The 17,775-nt window shown below is 59.8% G+C and carries 13 protein-coding genes and 1 pseudogene; 7 read left to right on the top strand and 7 right to left on the bottom strand.

Features of this window, described 5'->3' with window-relative positions; genetic code table 11:
• Positions 1 to 74: 74 nt before the first annotated feature.
• From THIVI_RS16970 to THIVI_RS16960, 3 genes are read left to right on the top strand one after another with little or no spacing between them, the layout of a single operon-like run.
• A complete protein-coding gene (locus THIVI_RS16970) occupies positions 75 to 1,316 on the top strand; it encodes a DUF4297 domain-containing protein (protein ID WP_014779766.1) in 1,242 nt (413 codons plus the stop codon).
• Positions 1,316 to 1,864 (top strand): ABC-three component system middle component 4, encoded by a 549-nt coding sequence (locus THIVI_RS16965; protein WP_014779765.1) that lies wholly within the window; start codon positions 1,316 to 1,318, stop codon positions 1,862 to 1,864. Before THIVI_RS16970 ends, THIVI_RS16965 begins: the two co-directional genes overlap by 1 nt.
• A complete protein-coding gene (locus THIVI_RS16960) occupies positions 1,861 to 3,798 on the top strand; it encodes an AAA family ATPase (RefSeq protein WP_014779764.1) in 1,938 nt (645 codons plus the stop codon). The genes THIVI_RS16965 and THIVI_RS16960 overlap by 4 nt, the downstream gene beginning before the upstream one ends.
• A gap of 240 nt (positions 3,799 to 4,038) precedes the next feature.
• Here the strand turns inward: THIVI_RS16960 and THIVI_RS16955 are convergent, their stop codons facing one another.
• Entirely contained in the window at positions 4,039 to 5,001 is a 963-nt protein-coding gene (locus THIVI_RS16955; protein ID WP_014779763.1) for an HNH endonuclease, read from the bottom strand.
• 562 nt (positions 5,002 to 5,563) lie between these two features.
• Here THIVI_RS16955 and THIVI_RS26190 point away from each other — a divergent pair.
• The 3 genes and pseudogenes from THIVI_RS26190 to THIVI_RS16945 form a co-directional block, all read left to right on the top strand.
• Positions 5,564 to 5,980, top strand: a pseudogene (locus THIVI_RS26190) (DUF1016 N-terminal domain-containing protein); the annotation flags it as partial.
• On the top strand, positions 5,964 to 6,263 hold the full coding sequence (locus THIVI_RS26185; RefSeq protein ID WP_342610614.1) for a PDDEXK nuclease domain-containing protein: 300 nt from the start codon (positions 5,964 to 5,966) through the stop codon (positions 6,261 to 6,263). The pseudogene THIVI_RS26190 and the gene THIVI_RS26185, both read left to right, overlap by 17 nt.
• A 237-nt stretch (positions 6,264 to 6,500) precedes the next feature.
• Positions 6,501 to 9,350: a valine--tRNA ligase gene (locus THIVI_RS16945; protein WP_014779761.1), complete on the top strand. Its 2,850-nt coding sequence runs from the start codon at positions 6,501 to 6,503 to the stop codon at positions 9,348 to 9,350.
• 274 nt (positions 9,351 to 9,624) lie between these two features.
• On the opposite strand, the gene THIVI_RS16940 is transcribed toward THIVI_RS16945, so the two are convergent.
• From THIVI_RS16940 to THIVI_RS16930, 3 genes are all read right to left on the bottom strand, one after another.
• Positions 9,625 to 10,356 (bottom strand): c-type cytochrome, encoded by a 732-nt coding sequence (locus THIVI_RS16940; protein WP_014779760.1) that lies wholly within the window; start codon positions 10,354 to 10,356, stop codon positions 9,625 to 9,627.
• Between the two features lie 14 nt (positions 10,357 to 10,370).
• Positions 10,371 to 11,054 (bottom strand): c-type cytochrome, encoded by a 684-nt coding sequence (locus THIVI_RS16935; RefSeq protein ID WP_157174492.1) that lies wholly within the window; start codon positions 11,052 to 11,054, stop codon positions 10,371 to 10,373.
• A 71-nt stretch (positions 11,055 to 11,125) separates the two neighbouring features.
• Complete coding sequence (locus THIVI_RS16930; RefSeq protein ID WP_014779758.1) at positions 11,126 to 12,961, bottom strand: MtrB/PioB family outer membrane beta-barrel protein; 1,836 nt, start codon at positions 12,959 to 12,961, stop codon at positions 11,126 to 11,128.
• Between the two features lie 60 nt (positions 12,962 to 13,021).
• Here THIVI_RS16930 and THIVI_RS23910 point away from each other — a divergent pair, with 60 nt between their 5' ends.
• The gene (locus tag THIVI_RS23910) at positions 13,022 to 13,744 is read left to right on the top strand and encodes an IS1 family transposase (RefSeq protein ID WP_014776653.1); all 723 of its coding nucleotides are present in this window, start codon (positions 13,022 to 13,024) and stop codon (positions 13,742 to 13,744) included.
• Between the two features lie 2 nt (positions 13,745 to 13,746).
• Here THIVI_RS23910 and THIVI_RS16920 read toward each other — a convergent pair whose 3' ends face one another.
• The 3 genes from THIVI_RS16920 to THIVI_RS16910 all read right to left on the bottom strand — a co-directional run bounded on the left by THIVI_RS16920 (position 13,747) and on the right by THIVI_RS16910 (position 17,514).
• Positions 13,747 to 14,745 carry an MtrB/PioB family outer membrane beta-barrel protein gene (locus THIVI_RS16920; RefSeq protein WP_014779757.1) on the bottom strand — a complete coding sequence of 333 codons (999 nt, stop codon included), beginning with the start codon at positions 14,743 to 14,745 and terminating at the stop codon, positions 13,747 to 13,749.
• Positions 14,746 to 14,838: 93 nt separating this feature from the next.
• On the bottom strand, positions 14,839 to 15,858 hold the full coding sequence (locus THIVI_RS16915) for a DmsE family decaheme c-type cytochrome (protein ID WP_014779756.1): 1,020 nt from the start codon (positions 15,856 to 15,858) through the stop codon (positions 14,839 to 14,841).
• A gap of 642 nt (positions 15,859 to 16,500) precedes the next feature.
• A complete protein-coding gene (locus THIVI_RS16910) occupies positions 16,501 to 17,514 on the bottom strand; it encodes a helix-turn-helix domain-containing protein (protein ID WP_014779755.1) in 1,014 nt (337 codons plus the stop codon).
• Between the last annotated feature and the right edge of the window lie 261 nt (positions 17,515 to 17,775).

Here is a 17,775-nt window from a genome sequence, read left to right as displayed (position 1 = left end):
CAGCCTAGCACGCGCTGCAAGGACGCCAGTCTATGACTCCACTCGATTGCGAACCGGTCGCGAGGTGACCACAGATGGCGGATGCTCCAATACCTAGCCCCGAGAACAAGGTCGCGCATGGCGACCCAGGCGACGAAACCGCCAATCGTTATCGCTTTCAGTGGACTTGGGCGGCGGTCGTGTGCTGCATGCTCATGGACGACACGCAAGATGTTGAGGAGGTGTTCTGCGAGCACCACGAGGATGTTTTGCTCAAGCACCAGGATGGATCATTCACTGGGCACCAGGTAAAGACACGTCGTGGAGACCAACCGCTGTGGAAGGCGAAGGACGAAGACGTTCTCGCGGCATGCGTCCGTTTCGCTAAGCTGGAATCCGACTACCCAAGGAGGTTTCGGTGTTTCTGCTTCTTGACGAATCATCCGCTCCATTCGGAACGCAACGGACAAGATATTCGCCACGTACTACAGTCGATCAAGGATGCGGCGACAGTTGCGGACCTCCAACCGCCCGTCGCCTCATGGTTCAGGCAAGTCGTTGAGGCTGCCTCCGTGACGGAGGCGATTGCATTTGCCGCAATGTCGAAAACCGAAGCCAAAGCAGATCTACCGAAGCTCCGTGATGCAGTCATTCGCCTAATTGATACCATCGCCCAATGCTGGGCTCCGGCGACCGACTGCTCATACTATGCGGTGAGGCGAGCGGCCCAAGCATTGATTGACGAATGCAGCAGGGCCTCTTCGCTGGGTCATGAGCAGCTTCTCCCAGCGTATGTAATTGCAATCGTCAATGACGATTCTGATATGGCGGCACGGATTGACGGTAAGCGCATGACACTCGCTCGTGTTCAAAGCATCCTTGAGCATGGCCGCGATTCCTCCGCCACCTTGGCTGGCGATCCCGCTCGCTATATTGGGCCAGGAGAAGGGAGTACCGAGCTACTACACAAGAAGCTGGATGCAGGGGGATTCTCGGTGGTGTCGAGGAACTCTGCGGAGGATTTGCGCGACAAAGCCGACTACCTCGGAATCGCATGGACCAAGAAGTACGGATATGACAAGGGGCTCGAACGCTACGGCCACGTCTGCTCACTCGTGTTGAGCGACGCCGGACGATCATTCGACGCCACCCAAACCGAGACCGACGATTTCGGACCAGCAATGAGGGAAGAGCTGCGTCGCCGATTTCGCGAGAGACGGACAGCTAGCTATCAACTCTATGACTGCACCGACGATCACCTTGAAGGTATTGCCTTCTCGCTGACCGCTCAGTGTAAAGTCGTCTGGAGCCACGCCCGACCATGGGAGTCGCAGTGATGGATCTGGTCGAAACGATTGCTGAGCTCGACAATCAACCGGATTTGCACGCTGCTCGTCTCCTTGTGCTCATCACAGCCTTCTCAGATATGGGGCAACGAGACACAGTGGAGGGACTCACAAAGCTCGCCAAGCTCGATTTTCTTCTCCGTTACCCAGTTATGCTCGAGCGTGCCCTGGCCGCCAAGGGCCGCTCTACGCGCGATGTACAGCTTGCGGATCATGAGCGACTTAGTGTCGAGTCCCAGATGGTGCGCTATCGATTCGGGCCTTGGGATCACCGGTATCGCGAGTTCCTCAATATCCTTATCGGCAAGGGGCTCGTCACGGTGAGCGTGGAGGGACGCAAGGTCGTGATTGCGCTCACAGAACGCGGTCGGACACTGGCGTCGGAGTTGAGCGCGACTCCAGACTTTCAGGACTACGCGAAGCGTTCAGCCCTGTTGAAGCGCCACTTTGACGTAAAAGCAACGGTGCTGATGCGGTTCATCTATGAAACCTTCCCTGAAGTCGTGTCGCTTCGGTCTAATGAGAGAATCCCAACATGAATATCCGGCTGACTCATCTCGTGGTCAGAACCCGGCAGACGACCGAGCATATTCGCTTCTCGGAGGCCGTCACCTTCCTGTACGGTCCCGTTGGTACGGGTAAATCGACCGTCGCGCGCCTCATTGACTTCTGCTTCGGCGGCGACCTGGAGAGAACGCCAGCGATTCAGCAGGCGTTCGTCTCGACCGTCCTTGGGGCGAGACTCGGTGAATACGAGTGCACGCTTGAACGTGGGGCTGAAGACAATCTCGCGGTTCGCGTCACATGGAGTCGTGGAAAAGACGATTTCGGGTCAGTCAATGCGCCACTGTCCGCAGGTGAGATGCCGCTGCTGGATGCAGAGGTCTACAACCTCAGCGATCTCTTGTTCCATCTGTGTAGCGTAGAGCCCATCAAGGTTCTCAAGCGGAGTCGAGATCCAGACTCTCCAATGATCAGGCTCAGCTTCCGAGACATCTGGCGGTACTGCTATCTGGACCAGACTCACTTGGATTCGTCGTTCTTTCGCCTAGAGGATCCATTCCGAGGTCGGAAAAGCCAAGATGCGATGAGGTTCTTCACGGGTTTGCATTCGGAGCGCTTGAGTCAGTTGCAGGCGGACCTTTACCGTACAATCGCGGGTCAGCACGGCGCCCGGGAAGCGGTTGTACAGATCCGTCGCTTCATGGCTCGGTTCGATCTCGGCTCTGAGTCAGATCTCACAGACCAGATTGGGGCAAGTGAACGCGAACTGCGAGCTGCCGAGGAACGGAAGCAGACGCTCGAAACAGACCGTGAGGCCAGTATTCATCCAACCGACGAGTTGAGGAGCAGGCTGCGCGACCTGAGCCGAATCGTCTCCGATTTACGAGAAGCCATCATTGCATCTCAGAGCATGCTCGCCGAACAAGAAGCACTTCGTGCCGAGCTGATTACTGCGAAAGTGAAGGCTGGTCGGGCTGAACAAGCGGGTCGAGTTCTCGACAGTGTCGATTACTCACGTTGTCCCCAGTGTGGCTCTGACATATCGAAGCGTCCGTCTGCTGTTGAACAGTGCCGTCTTTGTGGCACCCCTTCGATAGCCACAGAGGCTCGTCCAGGCTTCGACACTGAGGCAGTTCGGCGAGAACTCAATGATCGCATTGACCAGATCTCAGACTCAATGAACCGGAGGCAGCAAGCGCTGGAGCGGTCCAAGCGAGAATTTCAGAGAGCCGAAAGCGCAAAGAGGCTGCTAGATCGCCAGCTAGAGGACGGACTGCGACGCTACGACTCAGCATTTGTTGAGAGCATTCGCGAGGCCGACCGCGAGATTGCGACACTTGGGGAGCGCCTTCGGTCGCTCGCCCAACTCCAGGAGATGCCTCGGGCGATCAATGAACTGGAGGAAAAGGCAGGCGCATCGCAGGGACGTATCGATCAGCTGCGCTCGATGATCGAGGACGAGCGACATCGATTTCGCTTTGCTGACGAGAACGCCCGTGCAATTGCAAAGAAGTTCAAGGCGATCATGCTTGACGTGGGCTTCCCCGGTGTCTCAGACGAAGACGATGTGGTGCTGGACCCGCGCAACTGGAAGCCCATCGTCGTCCATTCTGAACAGAAGTGGGGCTTCTGGGAAACTGGCAGCGGTGGCAAGAAAACGCTGTTCAATGTTTGCTATGCATTAGCCGTTCACGAGGTGGCCCGAGAACGCGGAATGCCTGTTCCAAACATCTTGATCATTGACAGTCCAACGAAGAACATCAGCGACGACGAGAACCCTGAACTGGTGCAGTCACTGTATCGAGAGATATACCGGCTCGCGGCTGCTGGAAACGGCGCAGGCACGCAGTTCCTGCTAATTGATTCGGATCTTGTTGAACCCGAAGCTGAACTCGCAGGCTTTTCGCAAAAGCGGATGGCCGGCGAACCAGACGCACCAAGCCTGATCTCATACTATGTTGGGCCATGACGGATTGCGTACTCTCAGAGGCACACAAGCAGCGGGTTCATCCATACCATAACGCGATCTACGGCAAGAGCGCTTTTTGGCAACACGCATAACAACGGCATGCGGATCCTGGGTGCTGGCTATCCGAGGTTCTCTCGGCACCAAAGGTCCAGGCCAATCTGACCGCTCACCGCGTGCCCCGGTCGCACGCAGTTCTTTCGGTACCGACGGCTCATGATCCACTGAACGGTATCCATGCGCTCACCCCACCCGCCGAAACGCCTCAAACCGTTCAGCCAGATAATCCCGATTGGGCCGATCCCCGTCATGGCGAGGAAGGCGGATGGTCTGGCCGTGTAACGCTTTGATCGCCGTCTCCAGCGTCGGCCCGTCGTGCTGCCCGAGCACGGACTCGGCGATGACGATCCGCCCGTCTGGGTCGATGCCCAATAGATTTCGGTCGTAGGCGGTGTGGTGCAGGATCGAGAGACAGATGCCGTTGGTGACATCCGGCTGTCCGCGCTCATCGCGGTCAGGAATGATGTGGGCGGCTTGCAGCAGTTCCGGGATGGGTAATCCTGAAACCGAACAGCGACGGTCGTAGGCGGACAGCACCAGTTCGCGGAATTCGGCCTGATGCAGCCGGACCTTCGCCTCAATGGTGCTGTAGCGGCGTTCGATGGGTGACGCTGGCTCGCGCGCTGCGGACGGTTGCGCCAACTCATAGTGGCCGGCGGTCTCACGCACCTCGGAAGGTTGGACCAATTCAAATTGGCTGCCGATTGCGACGGTACAGAACAGGCTGTGCGGATTCCATTCCATCAGATAGCAGGGGTAGAGAATCTGATAGATGCCCGGCACCAGCGCGTAGAAATAGATCAGGGGCGACTGATCCGCGAACGCCTCGCGCAGACAGGTATTGTCATGGTTGCCGGGATCGTCACCCTGAAACGCATAGGAAAAATAGCCATCGCCAACGAGTGCGTCATCATAACGAGCCGTGCGGCCTTTCCGGGGTTTGGTGGTCTTGATACTGAGGACGCCCCGTTTCATCTGTCGCGGTCGATGAATGCCGCGCGCCTTGCCGGCGAGATAGACCTGCTCGCCGTCGAACTCGAAACCATCCTGAATCGCGTCCCAGGCAACGGCTCCGCTGTAGTCGTGCATGAGCCGCGCGCAACGAGCAAAAGCCGCCAGACGAATCTCGTGGTCTCTATCCGTCAATCGAATAGGCTCCTTATTCTTGACTTTGGTGGGCACAGGGCAGCAGCGTGAAATCCTGCAATCATGTGCTTCCCAACCTGACAGGTCGAAGTCGAACGTCCCGTCATCGTCCGCAACCTGACACGCCCGATCCTCTGCCGCAGCGGCGGCATCGACCGTCAGTGCCGGTTGCACTTCGGATATCGCATGTGGTGGGGCGGTGGGATAAACAGGGCCGTCGCTGTGGTCAGCGAACGTCGGAACCGGCGGGCAATGCGCCATCCCATTCGCGTATGGCGCCGATCGATGACCGTCGTTCGTCAGGGCTCGCCTCGATCACACCGCGCCAGTACGAGTTTTAAGCATACTACCGCAAATGCCCTGCCGGGCAGACAGCCGGTTCACTCTGATCGAAATACAGCGTTAATCAGCGCTGCGCGGACAGCAGGCGCGATCTTCAATGCCCTGATCGATGCCGGTGGCCAGGTCTAGCCCGTATCGTGGAAGGTGTGGCTGAAATTCGCTGCATGGCGCACCATCCACCGGGCCGGTTGATGCCTGATCTGAATCAGCCCGGCGGCGCATGCCGGCGACCAGCCATCGCGCTGCTCCCTTTCGCAATCGGTACCATCACAGCCGATCCCGACGACGCTGCGACGACAGCCACCTTGGAACAGATGTTCAACCAGATTCAGTCATGACCCATTCAGAAGCGCATTATGCGGGTCTGCAAGGCGACATCATTCGCTTGCTGGAGAGCGCCCGCCGCTCGGCGGCACGCAGCGTCAATGCGCTGATGACCGCCAGTTATTGGGAGATCGGGCGACGCATCGTCGAGTTTGAGCAGGGAGGAACGGAGCGCGCCGAATATGGCGAGGCATTGATCCAACGACTGGCGCTGGACCTGACAGGTCGGTTTTGGCGAGGCTTCAGCCGTCAGAATCTTCAGCAGATGCGAGCCTTTTACCTAACCTTGCCGCTGGATGACATTTGCCAGACACTGTCTGGCAAATCCTCGCCCGCCCAGACATTCGAGACGTCGTCCGCAACCTCTTCAGCGCCCCAAATTCGCCAGACGGCATCTGGAGAATCGCAAGCGACTCAAGGCGTCCAGACAACGCCGGCGCCATCTCCTGATCATCGACCTCAAGATCGGCAGGTTCAGCTACGCGGACGCCGGCCAGATGCACCTCTATCTGAACGATGCCCGCGAGCACTGGATGAAGCCCGGTGAGAACCCACCGGTGGGCCCTCATTCTCTGCGCCGGGACCGGTGGTCGTGAGGCTGTGCGTCAGACCCTGGCGGATATTTTGACTCCCGATCTCAACCTGCCGAAAGCGACAGCGACGCATGAACCAATGTTGACCTTGGCAAGAGTCGTGAAGGCCGCGGTATCGGCGCGATCCTGGTCACGAATAACGAAGACGATTTCAAAGCTTACCCTGGCTTGACTGTCGAAAACTGGACATCGGGTATACTGCGCCATTTCGCACGCGCGCGACCACGAGCCTACCCCGCCATGCTGGATAAAAATTACGACCCTCAAGCCCTGGAGAAAAACTGGTATCGGTTTTGGGAGGAACAGGGCTACTTTGTCCCGGCCGCAACCGCCCGCACGCACGAGGGCGGCGCCTACTGCATCATGATCCCCCCGCCCAACGTGACCGGCAGTCTGCACATGGGGCACGCCTTCCAGGACACCATCATGGATGCCCTGATCCGCTATCGCCGGATGCAGGGCGACCGCACGCTCTGGCAGGCGGGCACGGACCATGCCGGCATCGCGACTCAGATGGTGGTGGAACGTCTGATCAATGCCGAGGGCCAGACTCGGCACGATTATGGCCGCGCGCGTTTCACCGAGCGGGTTTGGGAGTGGAAGGCCGAATCCGGCGGGACCATCACCCGCCAGTTGCGCCGCATGGGCTCCTCGCTCGACTGGGCGCACGAGCGCTTCACCATGGACGAAGGCTTGTCCGAGGCGGTGCGCGAGGTCTTCGTGCGGCTGTTCGAGGAGGGGCTGATCTATCGCGGCAAGCGGCTGGTGAACTGGGATCCGGTGCTGCATACGGCCGTTTCGGACCTGGAGGTCATCTCCGAGGAAGAAAGCGGCCACATGTGGGACATGCGCTACCCCTTGATCCAGCCGCTCGGCGCGCCGGAACCGCTCTACATGGTGGTCTCGACCACCCGTCCCGAAACCCTGCTCGGCGATTGCGCGGTGGCCGTCAACCCCGAGGACGAGCGCTACAGACACCTGATCGGCGAGTTCGTCGAGCTGCCGCTGACCGGGCGGCGCATCCCTATCCTCGCCGACGAGCACGCCGATCCCACGTTCGGCACCGGCTGCGTCAAGATCACCCCGGCGCATGATTTCAATGACCATCAGGTCTGGCTGCGGCACCGCGACGAGACGAGCATCGCCAATCAGCCGCATGGCGGGCTCGTCAACATCTTCACGCCCGATGCGGCAGTCCGTGACAACGAGCCGGAAGAAGGCCAATTGTTGCCGGCCGCCTATATCGGACTTGATCGCTACGAGGCGCGCAAGCGCATTGTCGCCGACCTGGAATCGCTCGGCCTGCTGGCGGCGGTCAAGGATCACCGGTTGCAACAGCCACGCGGCGACCGCTCCGGCGCGGTCATCGAACCCTATCTGACCGATCAGTGGTACGTGCGCGTGCAGCCGCTCGCCGATCCGGCGATCAAGGCGGTCGAGAACGGCGATATCCGCTTCGTGCCGGACAACTGGAAGAACACCTATTTCGAGTGGATGCGCAACATCCAGGACTGGTGCATCAGCCGTCAGATCTGGTGGGGACACCGCATCCCGGCCTGGTACGACTGCGAGGGCAACGTCTATGTCGGGCGCTCCGAGCAGGAGATCCGCGACAAGCATCAATTCGGCCCCGAGGTGGTGCTGGTCCAGGATCCGGACGTGCTCGACACCTGGTTCAGCTCCGCGCTCTGGCCCTTCAGTACGCTCGGCTGGCCGGAGGAAACCGATCGGTTAAAAACTTTTTACCCAACGTCGGTGCTGGTCACCGGCTTCGACATCATCTTCTTCTGGGTCGCCCGGATGATCATGATGGGGCTCAAATTCATGGGGGACGTACCCTTTCGGGAGGTCTACATCCATGGCCTGGTGCGCGACGCCCACGGCGACAAGATGTCCAAGTCGAAGGGCAATGTCCTCGACCCCATCGATCTGATCGACGGTATCGAGCTGGAGGCGCTGGTCGAGAAGCGCACCAAGGGCATGATGCAACCGCATCTCGCCGACAAGATCGCCAAGGACACCCGCAAGGATTTTCCCGACGGTATCCCCGCCTTCGGCACCGACGCCCTGCGCTTCACCTTCGCCGCGCTCGCCACCACCGGGCGCGACATCAAGTTCGACTTGAGCCGCACCGAAGGCTATCGCAACTTCTGCAACAAGCTCTGGAACGCCTCGCGCTATGTGCTGATGAACACCGAGGGGCAGGATTGCGGTCTGGGATCCGACCCGCTGGAACTCTCCGCCGCCGACCGCTGGATTCGCGCGCGCCTCAACGCCACCATCGCCACCGTCACCGCCGCCATCGAGAGTTACCGCTTCGACCTCGCCGCCCAAGCGCTCTATGAATTCACCTGGAACGACTTCTGCGACTGGTATCTGGAGCTGTCCAAGCCGGTGCTCACGGGCGATCAGGCATCGGACGCAGCCAAGCGCGGCACCCGCCGGACTTTGGTCGCCACGCTGGAGACCCTGCTGCGCCTCGCTCATCCCGTCATGCCCTTCATCACCGAGGAGATTTGGCAGAAAGTTAAGCCGCTCGCCGGTGTCGATGGGGACACCATCATGCTCGCGCCCTACCCTGTCGCCGAGGTTGGCGCCGAGGACGCCCAGGCGGTCGACGAGATCGACTGGGTGAAGCAATGCATCCTGGGCGTGCGCAGGATCAAGGGCGAGATGAACATCGCACCCGGCAAACCGCTGCCGGTACTGGTGGCCAATGCCTCCGAACAGGACCGGCGCTGGCTCGACACCGCGCGGCCCTATCTGGATTTTCTCGCCCGTACCGAGTCCATCACCCTTCTTGATGACGAGCACGCCGCGCCCGAATCGGCCATCGCGCTGGTCGGCGCCATGAAGCTCCTGATCCCGATGGCCGGGTTGATCGACAAGGATGCCGAACTCAAGCGGCTGGACAAGGAAATCACGCGCCTGACCGACGACATCGCCCGCACCGAGCAGAAGCTCGCCAACCCGAGTTTCGTCGACAAGGCGCCGGAGGCGGTGGTCGGGAAAGAACGCGCCAAACTAGCCGAGCACGCCGCCGCCATCGGCAATCTCCAGACTCAGCGAGCCAGGATCGCGGCGCTCTAAACAGACCGGCGACAAGCGGGATGGAGTGCTCAATCCCGCGCGCGGGCGCCTCGGCGGCCCGTCACCACCGACGGCTTACGGTCACTGCCATTAAGTTAAGCCGTTCGTGGTGAGTCCTGAGCATGGCCGAAGGGTCGAACCATGAACGGCTTAACGCTCAAAGGCTTAGGATTTCCCGCCCGCCCCATTCGACAATCTCATGACAGGCTTCGACCCTTCGACAAGCTCAGGACTCAGGGCGAACGGAAAATCCTTAACTTAATGGCAGTGATGCTTACGGTGTGCCAGAAGAGACCTCCGTCTTGACCGCCATCCGGGAGATATAATCGGTCACCGCGTCAACCTCGGCATCCGAGTAGGGCTTGATGGCATCCACCATTTCCGGGTTGGCGTTGCGCCGTACCCCGTCGCGGATGTCGTAGGCCTGGCGCAGCAGATACTTGTAATGCTGGCCGTTCAGCCGGGGGTAGAACTTCTGATCGCTACCCTCGCCGCTGGAACCGTGACAGCTCTTGCAATCCTTCCGATACAGCTCGGCCCCAACTGAAAGCGTCTCGCCAGTTCCCTGCCCATGATCTTCCGGCACGGGAAGCCGATGCAGATAGACAGCGATATCGGCCATCTCCTGAGTGCTGATGACGTGCTCGTTGGCATAGGGGTACATCTTGGGGTTATCCCGGCGACCCTCGCGCACATCCGCCAACTGCTTGATCAGGACCGATGCGTGCTGACCCGCCAGCCGCGGGTAAAAGCCCGCTTCGTCGCCTGGGGCATCGCTGCCGTGACAGCCCACGCAGACGATGAAAGCGGCCTCGCCGTGCTCGGCGTTTCCCTGGGCGCGCAAGGCGAGCAGTTCCTCCCCCTTGAGATCGTTCCAGATATAACCGGGAGACTCGATGCCGGGGGCATAGGGTTGACGAGGAGGATCCACGATGGGTGGAGTGGGGGCGTCCGCCCACGCGGACGCGCCGATCAGCGAGAGTGCAAGGATCATAAACCTGTTCATCGTTTCACCTTCCTTTAGCGCCCGACCGGGGGCACCGGCATGGAGGCAACATATTGGGCCACGGCCTGGATCTCATCGTCCGTGAGCCGGCTCACCGTGGTGCGCATGAGCATCCCGAAATCGTTGGTGCGCTCGCCGCTACGGAAGTTGCGCAACTGCTGAATGACATACTCGGCGTTCTGGGCAGCGATCATCGGGAAACGGGGCGCCCCGGCTCCGGTCTTGGTGTGACAACCGGCGCAGGCGGGCACGCCGTTTTCCTTATTGCCTTCCAGGTAGACGCGCTCCCCCGCCGCGATCAGCTTGGGGTTGGTGACGATGCCAGGCGTCCGCTGCTGGCGGCTGAAATAATTCGCAATGGCCTGAATCTCGCCTCGACTGAGATCGCCCAGGATGGGCTGCATGATCTCGCTCTTGCGCGCGCCGCTCCGCACATCCCTGAGCTGCTTGGCGAGGTACTCGGCGGACAGTCCGGCCAGTTTGGGAAAAGGCGGCGCAAGACTGTTGCCGGTCTGGGTATGACAGGTCGCGCAGGAGTCCGTAATAAGCCGATCGACATCGGTGGTCTGCGCGAACAGCGGTGTCGCGAACAAGGCCGCGAGTGCGGCCAGCACCAGCGCTCCGACCCGCTTTTCAGGCCCTGATCGGCCCTTGACGGCGCCGCTCGGCCCGCCGTGACTCTCGATAAAACATGACACGTTTGATCCCCCCGCGAAATGAATCCAGGCACAAGACCGCCCGCCAGGCGTGCGGCCCGATCGCCGCGCTGTCAGAAGCTCACCTGCACCAACAGGCCGAAGACATTGTTGTGATAGTCCTGGGTTCCCGAATCCAGATAGACCGCCTGGTTCCCCGTCGTCAGCGGGACGGGATTCTCCGCCACGCCCACGTAATGCCAGTCGTCGACGGTACCTTCCTCGTAGCGATAGAGTGCGCGCAGGGCCACCGATTTGGAGATCGGCACGACGAGGTTGAAATTCAGGATCTGCTGGGTGTAATCCATGTCCGGCATACCGCTGCCCGCCAGTTCCGTCAGGACCGGCGTGAGGGCCAGGGCTGCGGGGTTGTAGCTGTAATCCAGGCTGGAACTGCCGGTGACATAGGTGTAATCCAGTTCCAACCGGGCGAATCCGAAGTCATAGCGCCCTCCCAACCCGAAGGCATGATTGGTGTCCTCGTTCTCGACCGTCCACTGCCGGCTGTCTGGCCACAGGGGACTGGTCGGCGAATGATCCGCGCAACTGTTCTGCCAGTCGCCGGAACTCACGAGCACCGTGTTGACAAGGGTCGCGCCAGCCCTCCCGGGCGCCGCTGGCGTGGTGCCGGTCCCGACAAATCCGTCGCTGTAGAAATAATAGTAATTGCCGATGATGCAGCCGTTCGGTTGGACCCCCGCCTGACTCAGCGAGGATTTCTGGTAGCTGTAGTAACCGAAGAGCCCGAGCTTGGCGGACGGCTGCCAATTCACATCGAGACTGGCCGAGCCGAGCGTCTGATTGTCGGTCCGTCCGAAGTCCGAATTGGGGTAGTCGTTATCCCGGTACTGGCCGCTGATCCCGATGTCGAGATCCTGCCTCGCAATGACGTCCAGGCGCAGGTCGAGCCCCAGACGGTCGCGGTCCGCGAGATCGAACTTGCGGAATGAACTCATGGCGTGGATCCAGCTTGCCACGTTGGTCAGGTTCGCCGTCGGTTCGGGACCAAGCGATGCGCTGTAGAACGCATGATAGGGGTCGGGGTCATAGGTATCGCCGCGCCGCCGCCCGTACTCGGCCGAGGCCCTCAGGGTGCCCCAATCGAAGGCGCGATTGACATATCCAACCTTGAGCATGTTCTCCCAGGTCTTGTCGCGTTCGCGGTGCTCACGGCGGTATTCCTCGCGCTCAAGTCGCCCGTTGATGCTCTGGCCGCGCGCCAGCCGGTATTCCCCACCGAACTCGTAATTGAGCTTGCTGTATTCGTAGGGGACGTTGCGGATATTGACGTTGCCGGCGCTGGGGACCAAACCCAGGGCCTGGGTCGCCTCCAGGTTGCAACCGGTCGTGTTGAAGGCGGTATTGAGGGTTCCCCTGGGATTGTTGCCGGCGGTGGCGTTGGGGAACACGAAGGCGCCGCCGCTGCCGTCGTTGAGCAGGCGCCCCCATTGTCCGGTCAGCGGGTTGCAAGCCTGATAGTCGGTCTTGTTGTCGGTCGCGTAATAGCGGATCTTGCCGTTGAGATCGAGTTTTGCGGTCGGGCGCATGACCAGCCCGAGATCGAACAGTTGGGTGTCGATCTCGGCGTCCGCGCTCTGCTTGCTGAGCGCGCCGGTGGTGTTCCAGTTGTTGAGCGCCGACACGCCATTGATCGAGAGCCCCCGCATGTCAAGCGAGGTCGGCGCGATCAGGTCATCATCCTGCGTCATCTTGCTAAGCGAAACGGTGGCGGTCAGCCGGCTGTTGAACCAGTCCGGCATGGAGCGGCCATACTCGGCGCGCAGATTGTAATAGTTGTTGTCCGGATAGAGATCGTAGGTGCCGGTGGTGAAGAGCGACGGATCGAGAACGTTCGGGGCGACGGCGGCGATGGTATTGGTGCCGACATAGAGCGGATTCTCGAAGGTCATGGTGTCGATGGGTAGTGCCCCAATCTATAGGATCTAAAATCTGACTGGATTTATTCAAACATGAATCACTGCCCAACTTGCAACACCACCAAGATCGTGAAGAATGGATTTAATGCAACCGGAAAGCAAAACCATCTTTGTCGGGAATGTGGCCGTCAATTCGTGATTGACCCCTTAGTTTCAGCGATTTCTGAAGAGACCAAATCGCTGATCGATCGACTGCTTCTTGAACGGATTGCGCTTGCTGGTATCGCGCGTGTTGCAAATGTCTCTGAATCCTGGTTGCAAATCTATGTCAATCAAAAATACGAGGGCGTTCCGCGCCAATTAAACGTGCCAAAGTTGTCTGATTTTCGACTGGTTGTCGAGTGCGACGAACTGTGGTCATTTGTTTTGAAAAAAGATGAAAAACAATGGGTTTGGATCGCGAAAGATCGTGACTCTGGATATGTTGTCGGACTTTATATCGGATCTCGTGGCATTAAGGGTGCGCAAGGATTATGGAATTCATTGCCACGCGATTATCAAGAATTGGCCGATTTCTACACCGATTTTTGGGAAGCTTATCAATCCGTTTTTCCAGAATTCCGTCATTACGCTGTCGGTAAGGAATCGGGAAAGACAAATCATATCGAACGATACAACTGCACACTCAGGCAACGTATTTCCAGGCTCGTACGAAAAGCACTTTCTTTCTCAAAAAAGCTTGAGAACCATATTGGAGCTATTTGGCATTTTGTCCATCATTATAATAGCACTCTCTCAGTTAAAGCTCATTCGTGAAATCATATAGAGAAGGGCACTACCGTGTCGATGTTGTTGCGAAACAGCGAGACATTGGCCTGTAGATTCAGGTTATTGACCCCGTCGTCGAAGCGCAGGGCGGCCAGGATGTCATGGGTGTCGTAGTCGATGGACTCGGGGAGTTCGATATTCCCGCCGCCGCCGCCGCCGCCGAACACGGCGGCAAAGGGCCGTTCGCCGTCGCGATGTTCCTTACTGTAACTGCCGTAAAAACGCCAGGCGTTGGTGATGTACTTGTCGAAGCTCAATCCACCCGTGCGCCGCACCAGGCCCAGTTCCGAGTCGTCGAGCGCGTCGATGGCATCGACCATGTTGTCGATGGTGGCGGTCTGACTCCTCGCCGCATTCGGGGCGCCGGTCGCCGGAACCCTGGTTCCGCCGGGCGCGAGCGTTTTCAGGGTCAGGTTATCGCTGCCAACCCCGTTCCACAGGTTGCGATAGGTGCTGGTAAAGGTGTGCGGGATCTCGTTGTAGAAGATCTTCACCTTCCAGTCGTTATAGCGCCCGAAGTTGATCCCGCCATATTGGTCCCGATAGCCCAGCCCCCCGCCCAACGCTTCCAGGAAGTAGCCCTTGCCTTTTTCCGGCTGATCCGCCTGGATGTGAAAGTTGTTGAGATACAGACCGCCCGTGGGCAGATCCTTGTACTGGTTGAACCAGGCGCTGCCGGTCGTTCCGGCCGAACCCATGCCGCCGGCCTCGATCTGGCCGTGATAGGTCCAATCCGAGGTGGTCGTCGTGGCGGGCACCGCCGCCGGCCAGCCAAGGAGCTTGCCGGTCGGCGTGCGCTCGCCCGGCGAGGCATCCAGGGTCTCCGGATCCCGCGCCGGAATGGTCCTCAAGGTATCGGGGTTGAGTGCATTGCCGAGCATGGTATTGACGCCGACGGCTGAGTCCGCCCGCACGCCACCCGCCCCCAGCTGCGCGATCGCCGCCGTGATACAGACGGTCAGGGTTTTTTTGCGCCATGGCTTATTCATATCGGCAAACCTCGGTTTCCGCTCTGATTCTTGGCACCGGCCGGGATTGTCGATCCGGCACGGTCATCTTCAATGACACTGCGGTAGGGCGATTCATCGCTGGAACCTGGCCCCGGACGGGTGGTTGCTGCCGTGGATCTGGGTATGGCAATTCTGGCAACCGCGCCCGATGACCCGCGCGCTCTGAATGCCTCCCAGCAGTTGCGACTGCGCGGTCTGGCTGTTGTTGTACATCGTGCCCGGATGGCCCACCGAGGCGTCATGACACTGTTGACAGAGGAATGGACGGGGCGTGACCAGCAGCTTTTCGTTGTTGGAGCCGTGGGGCACATGGCAGTTGGCGCAATTCTCGCGTACCGGCGCATGCTCCCAGAGGAAGGGGCCGCGCTTCTCGGCATGACAGGTGTAGCAGACCTCGTTGACCGTATCCCCCTTGAGCAATGGCCGGGTTGGGGAACCATGCGGATTGTGACAATCCACGCAGGTCATCTTGCCCTCCGGCAGGGGCATGTGGGAGCGTTTATGGAAATCCGCGCGCTCTTTCTGATGACAGGTGTAACAGGTCTCGGAAATGCTCGACCGGACCAGTGCCCCACTGACCGAGTTTTTCACCATCGGGCTGTGACAGTCGCTGCAGGCCAGCCCGTTGATATCATGGGTTGAGCGCACCCAATGCAGCCGTTCCCCGCCCTGATGGCAGGTCAGGCACTGCGTATTCTGTTTCGCGACCGGCGTACCCCAATCTCGCGTGAAACCGATGATCAGCGCGGGGTTCAAGCTATCCTCGGCGTGCTTGGAGCCGGGGCCGTGACAGGACTCGCAGACTTCGCCCTGGCGCGCGGTGCGGGGATTGGCGCGGAATGCCTTGAGGTGTTCCCCCATGCTGGCGTGCTCGTTCGCATGCTCGTGGCACTGGATGCACGCCTTTTCGCCGATGTAGGTCGAGTCCTGGTTCGTCAGGTCGATCCGCGTCTGCTCGCCGGCGGGAGATCCGTCATTCACGCCCTGATGCGTCATGGGAGTGCAGGAGACGATCAGCATGGTGGCCAACAACATCGCCACCGGGGTCGCCAGGCGGATGCGTGGCGGGGAAAGCGAGGGAAAAATGCTCATCGCGCTCCTCAGTCCTCGTTTGAGCCATGGCCATCGCCAGGGCAGGCTAGCGGGATTCCTCGCCACAACGACCGCATGGACGTTGGAGAGGGTGACACGGGCGGTACCGAGCGAATCGGCGAGCGCTCGGAAAAACGCCGATCAATCGTTTGAGAGGGAGAGAGAAGGACAGACGGAAACACGGATCGACATGATCGACCCCGATCCGCACGGAACATCCACCCCATCCAATTCGTTTTTATTCCCCTTGAGAGACGACCCAGCCGCGACACGCGATAGGGCGCATTCTCAAGAGAGCGCCCGTTCTTGCCGAGCGTTCACTCACAAGGCGAGTGTGACAAATTCGATAACAAGGTGTATTGACGCAGAATGACAGTGGTTTTGACTCTGAGCGCCATGGCGAGACAGGGCGCGTCAGTTGGCTCCATGACAGGCAGCCATCGGGACGTAGAAAATGGACAGTGGCTGAATGACGATCTCACGCGGAGGCGCGGAGTGCGCGGAGAGAGAAATGATGAATGATGGGGACGGCCTCCAAGTGGCCTCCCGATGGCAATCGCTCGGCGTGAGCCGTGAGACTTTTTCCGACTCTCCGCGTGCTCCGCGTCTCCGCGTGAAACTTAGAAAGTGTCCACTAACTGTCTAAAGCGCGGGCGTCGCGTCCGAGATGCCTGTGTTCAACTGGCTCCGGGCCTCGCGAGGCGAGATCCCGAATTGTTTGCGGAAGGCGCGGCTGAAATGCGCCTGGTCGTGGAATCCCCAGGTATAGGCAATGTCGCTGATGGAGCGTTTACCCGATGCGTCCTGACGCAGCTCCCGATAGCATTGCTCCAGGCGCAGCACCCAGACCCAGCGCATCAGGGAGATACCTTCGTCCGAGAAAACGCGGTGGATCTGACGGGGAGACAACCCCAGGGATCCCGCAATCAGATCCACGTTCAGAGCGGGGTTGCGCAGATTGAGTTGGACGATTTTCTTGATGCGATCTTTCTGGAACAGGGATTGTTGCACGCAGTCTCGGTTGATCGGGACGGCGAAGCAAACCAAGGCCCCCATCAGGTTGATCACGGCGTCGGCGAGACCGTCGTTCGCCGCCCCGCCCAGTGAATCCTGCCAACGATGCAGTGAATGCACCGCATCGCAGAAGACCGCCGGCACCCCGCTGCTCCCGCGAATGGGGGTGAGCATGGCTGCCCGCCACAGAGGGAAGCGGTCCGCGATCTCGTCCTCTGGGGCCTCGATCAGGGCGAAGCGGAAGGATCCCTCGACGCGCAACGACAGAGGGCGTCCGCTGCGTGTCAGGCACAGGTCGCCAGGTCCGATCTCGGCGGTGCGAGCCCCCTGCCTAGCGGTGGATGTCCCTTCGATCTGGATCAGCGCGGTGACCCTGGCCACGGTCGAACTCCCGTCGGTGTCGATGGAGAGGGGACCGCCGGATGCCTTTAGCATTTCAACCCGGCCAATGGCGCAGCTCTGGACGTTCAACTCCGGGGGATCGCCTGCCTCGATCCGGTGCGGACGTGAATGCGGATCACCCTGCCGTAAAGCGTCGTAGAGTGTGAGCGGGCGGACGCTTCGGGAGGCTTCCGCGCGGTCGGTAACGGGAACGTCCAGCGCGACTTGCCCTGCCAGAATTGAAGTTGAGGATCGCTGCATCGGTGCTCCTGGCAGAGGGCTGCCGATTGTTTGCACAATTGATGCGCAATTTGACGATGTTTTATTTGACTGTCAATGATTCATGTCAAACACCATGTCAATCAAGATTGACACTTATCATTCGGTTTTGACCGATATTGTGAAAGCGCTGACTCAACCGGAGCGATCGCCGCGCGCGACGGCGATCCTCCTCGCGTCTTGATGGCGTTCGACAAAATGCTCGATCTAGCTCGCCAGAAGTTCGGGGATCGACCGCTCACA

The organism is Thiocystis violascens DSM 198 (assembly GCF_000227745.2).
Classification (GTDB): domain Bacteria; phylum Pseudomonadota; class Gammaproteobacteria; order Chromatiales; family Chromatiaceae; genus Chromatium; species Chromatium violascens.
The sequence above is the reverse complement of the archived record's forward strand: the minus strand, read 5'-3'. Positions and strand labels throughout refer to the sequence as shown.

Bases quoted from the DNA above. Each gene is read 5' to 3' on its own strand.
- THIVI_RS16965 (WP_014779765.1), top strand. From the start codon at position 1,316: ATGGATCTGGTCGAAACGATTGCTGAGCTCGACAATCAACCGGATTTG.
- THIVI_RS16940 (WP_014779760.1), bottom strand. From the start codon at position 10,356: ATGAACAGGTTTATGATCCTTGCACTCTCGCTGATCGGCGCGTCCGCG.
- THIVI_RS16915 (WP_014779756.1), bottom strand. From the start codon at position 15,858: ATGAGCATTTTTCCCTCGCTTTCCCCGCCACGCATCCGCCTGGCGACC.
- THIVI_RS16945 (WP_014779761.1), top strand. From the start codon at position 6,501: ATGCTGGATAAAAATTACGACCCTCAAGCCCTGGAGAAAAACTGGTAT.
- THIVI_RS26185 (WP_342610614.1), top strand. From the start codon at position 5,964: ATGACATTTGCCAGACACTGTCTGGCAAATCCTCGCCCGCCCAGACAT.
- THIVI_RS23910 (WP_014776653.1), top strand. From the start codon at position 13,022: ATGAATCACTGCCCAACTTGCAACACCACCAAGATCGTGAAGAATGGA.
- THIVI_RS16930 (WP_014779758.1), bottom strand. From the start codon at position 12,961: ATGACCTTCGAGAATCCGCTCTATGTCGGCACCAATACCATCGCCGCC.
- THIVI_RS16920 (WP_014779757.1), bottom strand. From the start codon at position 14,745: ATGAATAAGCCATGGCGCAAAAAAACCCTGACCGTCTGTATCACGGCG.
- THIVI_RS16960 (WP_014779764.1), top strand. From the start codon at position 1,861: ATGAATATCCGGCTGACTCATCTCGTGGTCAGAACCCGGCAGACGACC.
- THIVI_RS16910 (WP_014779755.1), bottom strand. From the start codon at position 17,514: ATGCAGCGATCCTCAACTTCAATTCTGGCAGGGCAAGTCGCGCTGGAC.
- THIVI_RS16970 (WP_014779766.1), top strand. From the start codon at position 75: ATGGCGGATGCTCCAATACCTAGCCCCGAGAACAAGGTCGCGCATGGC.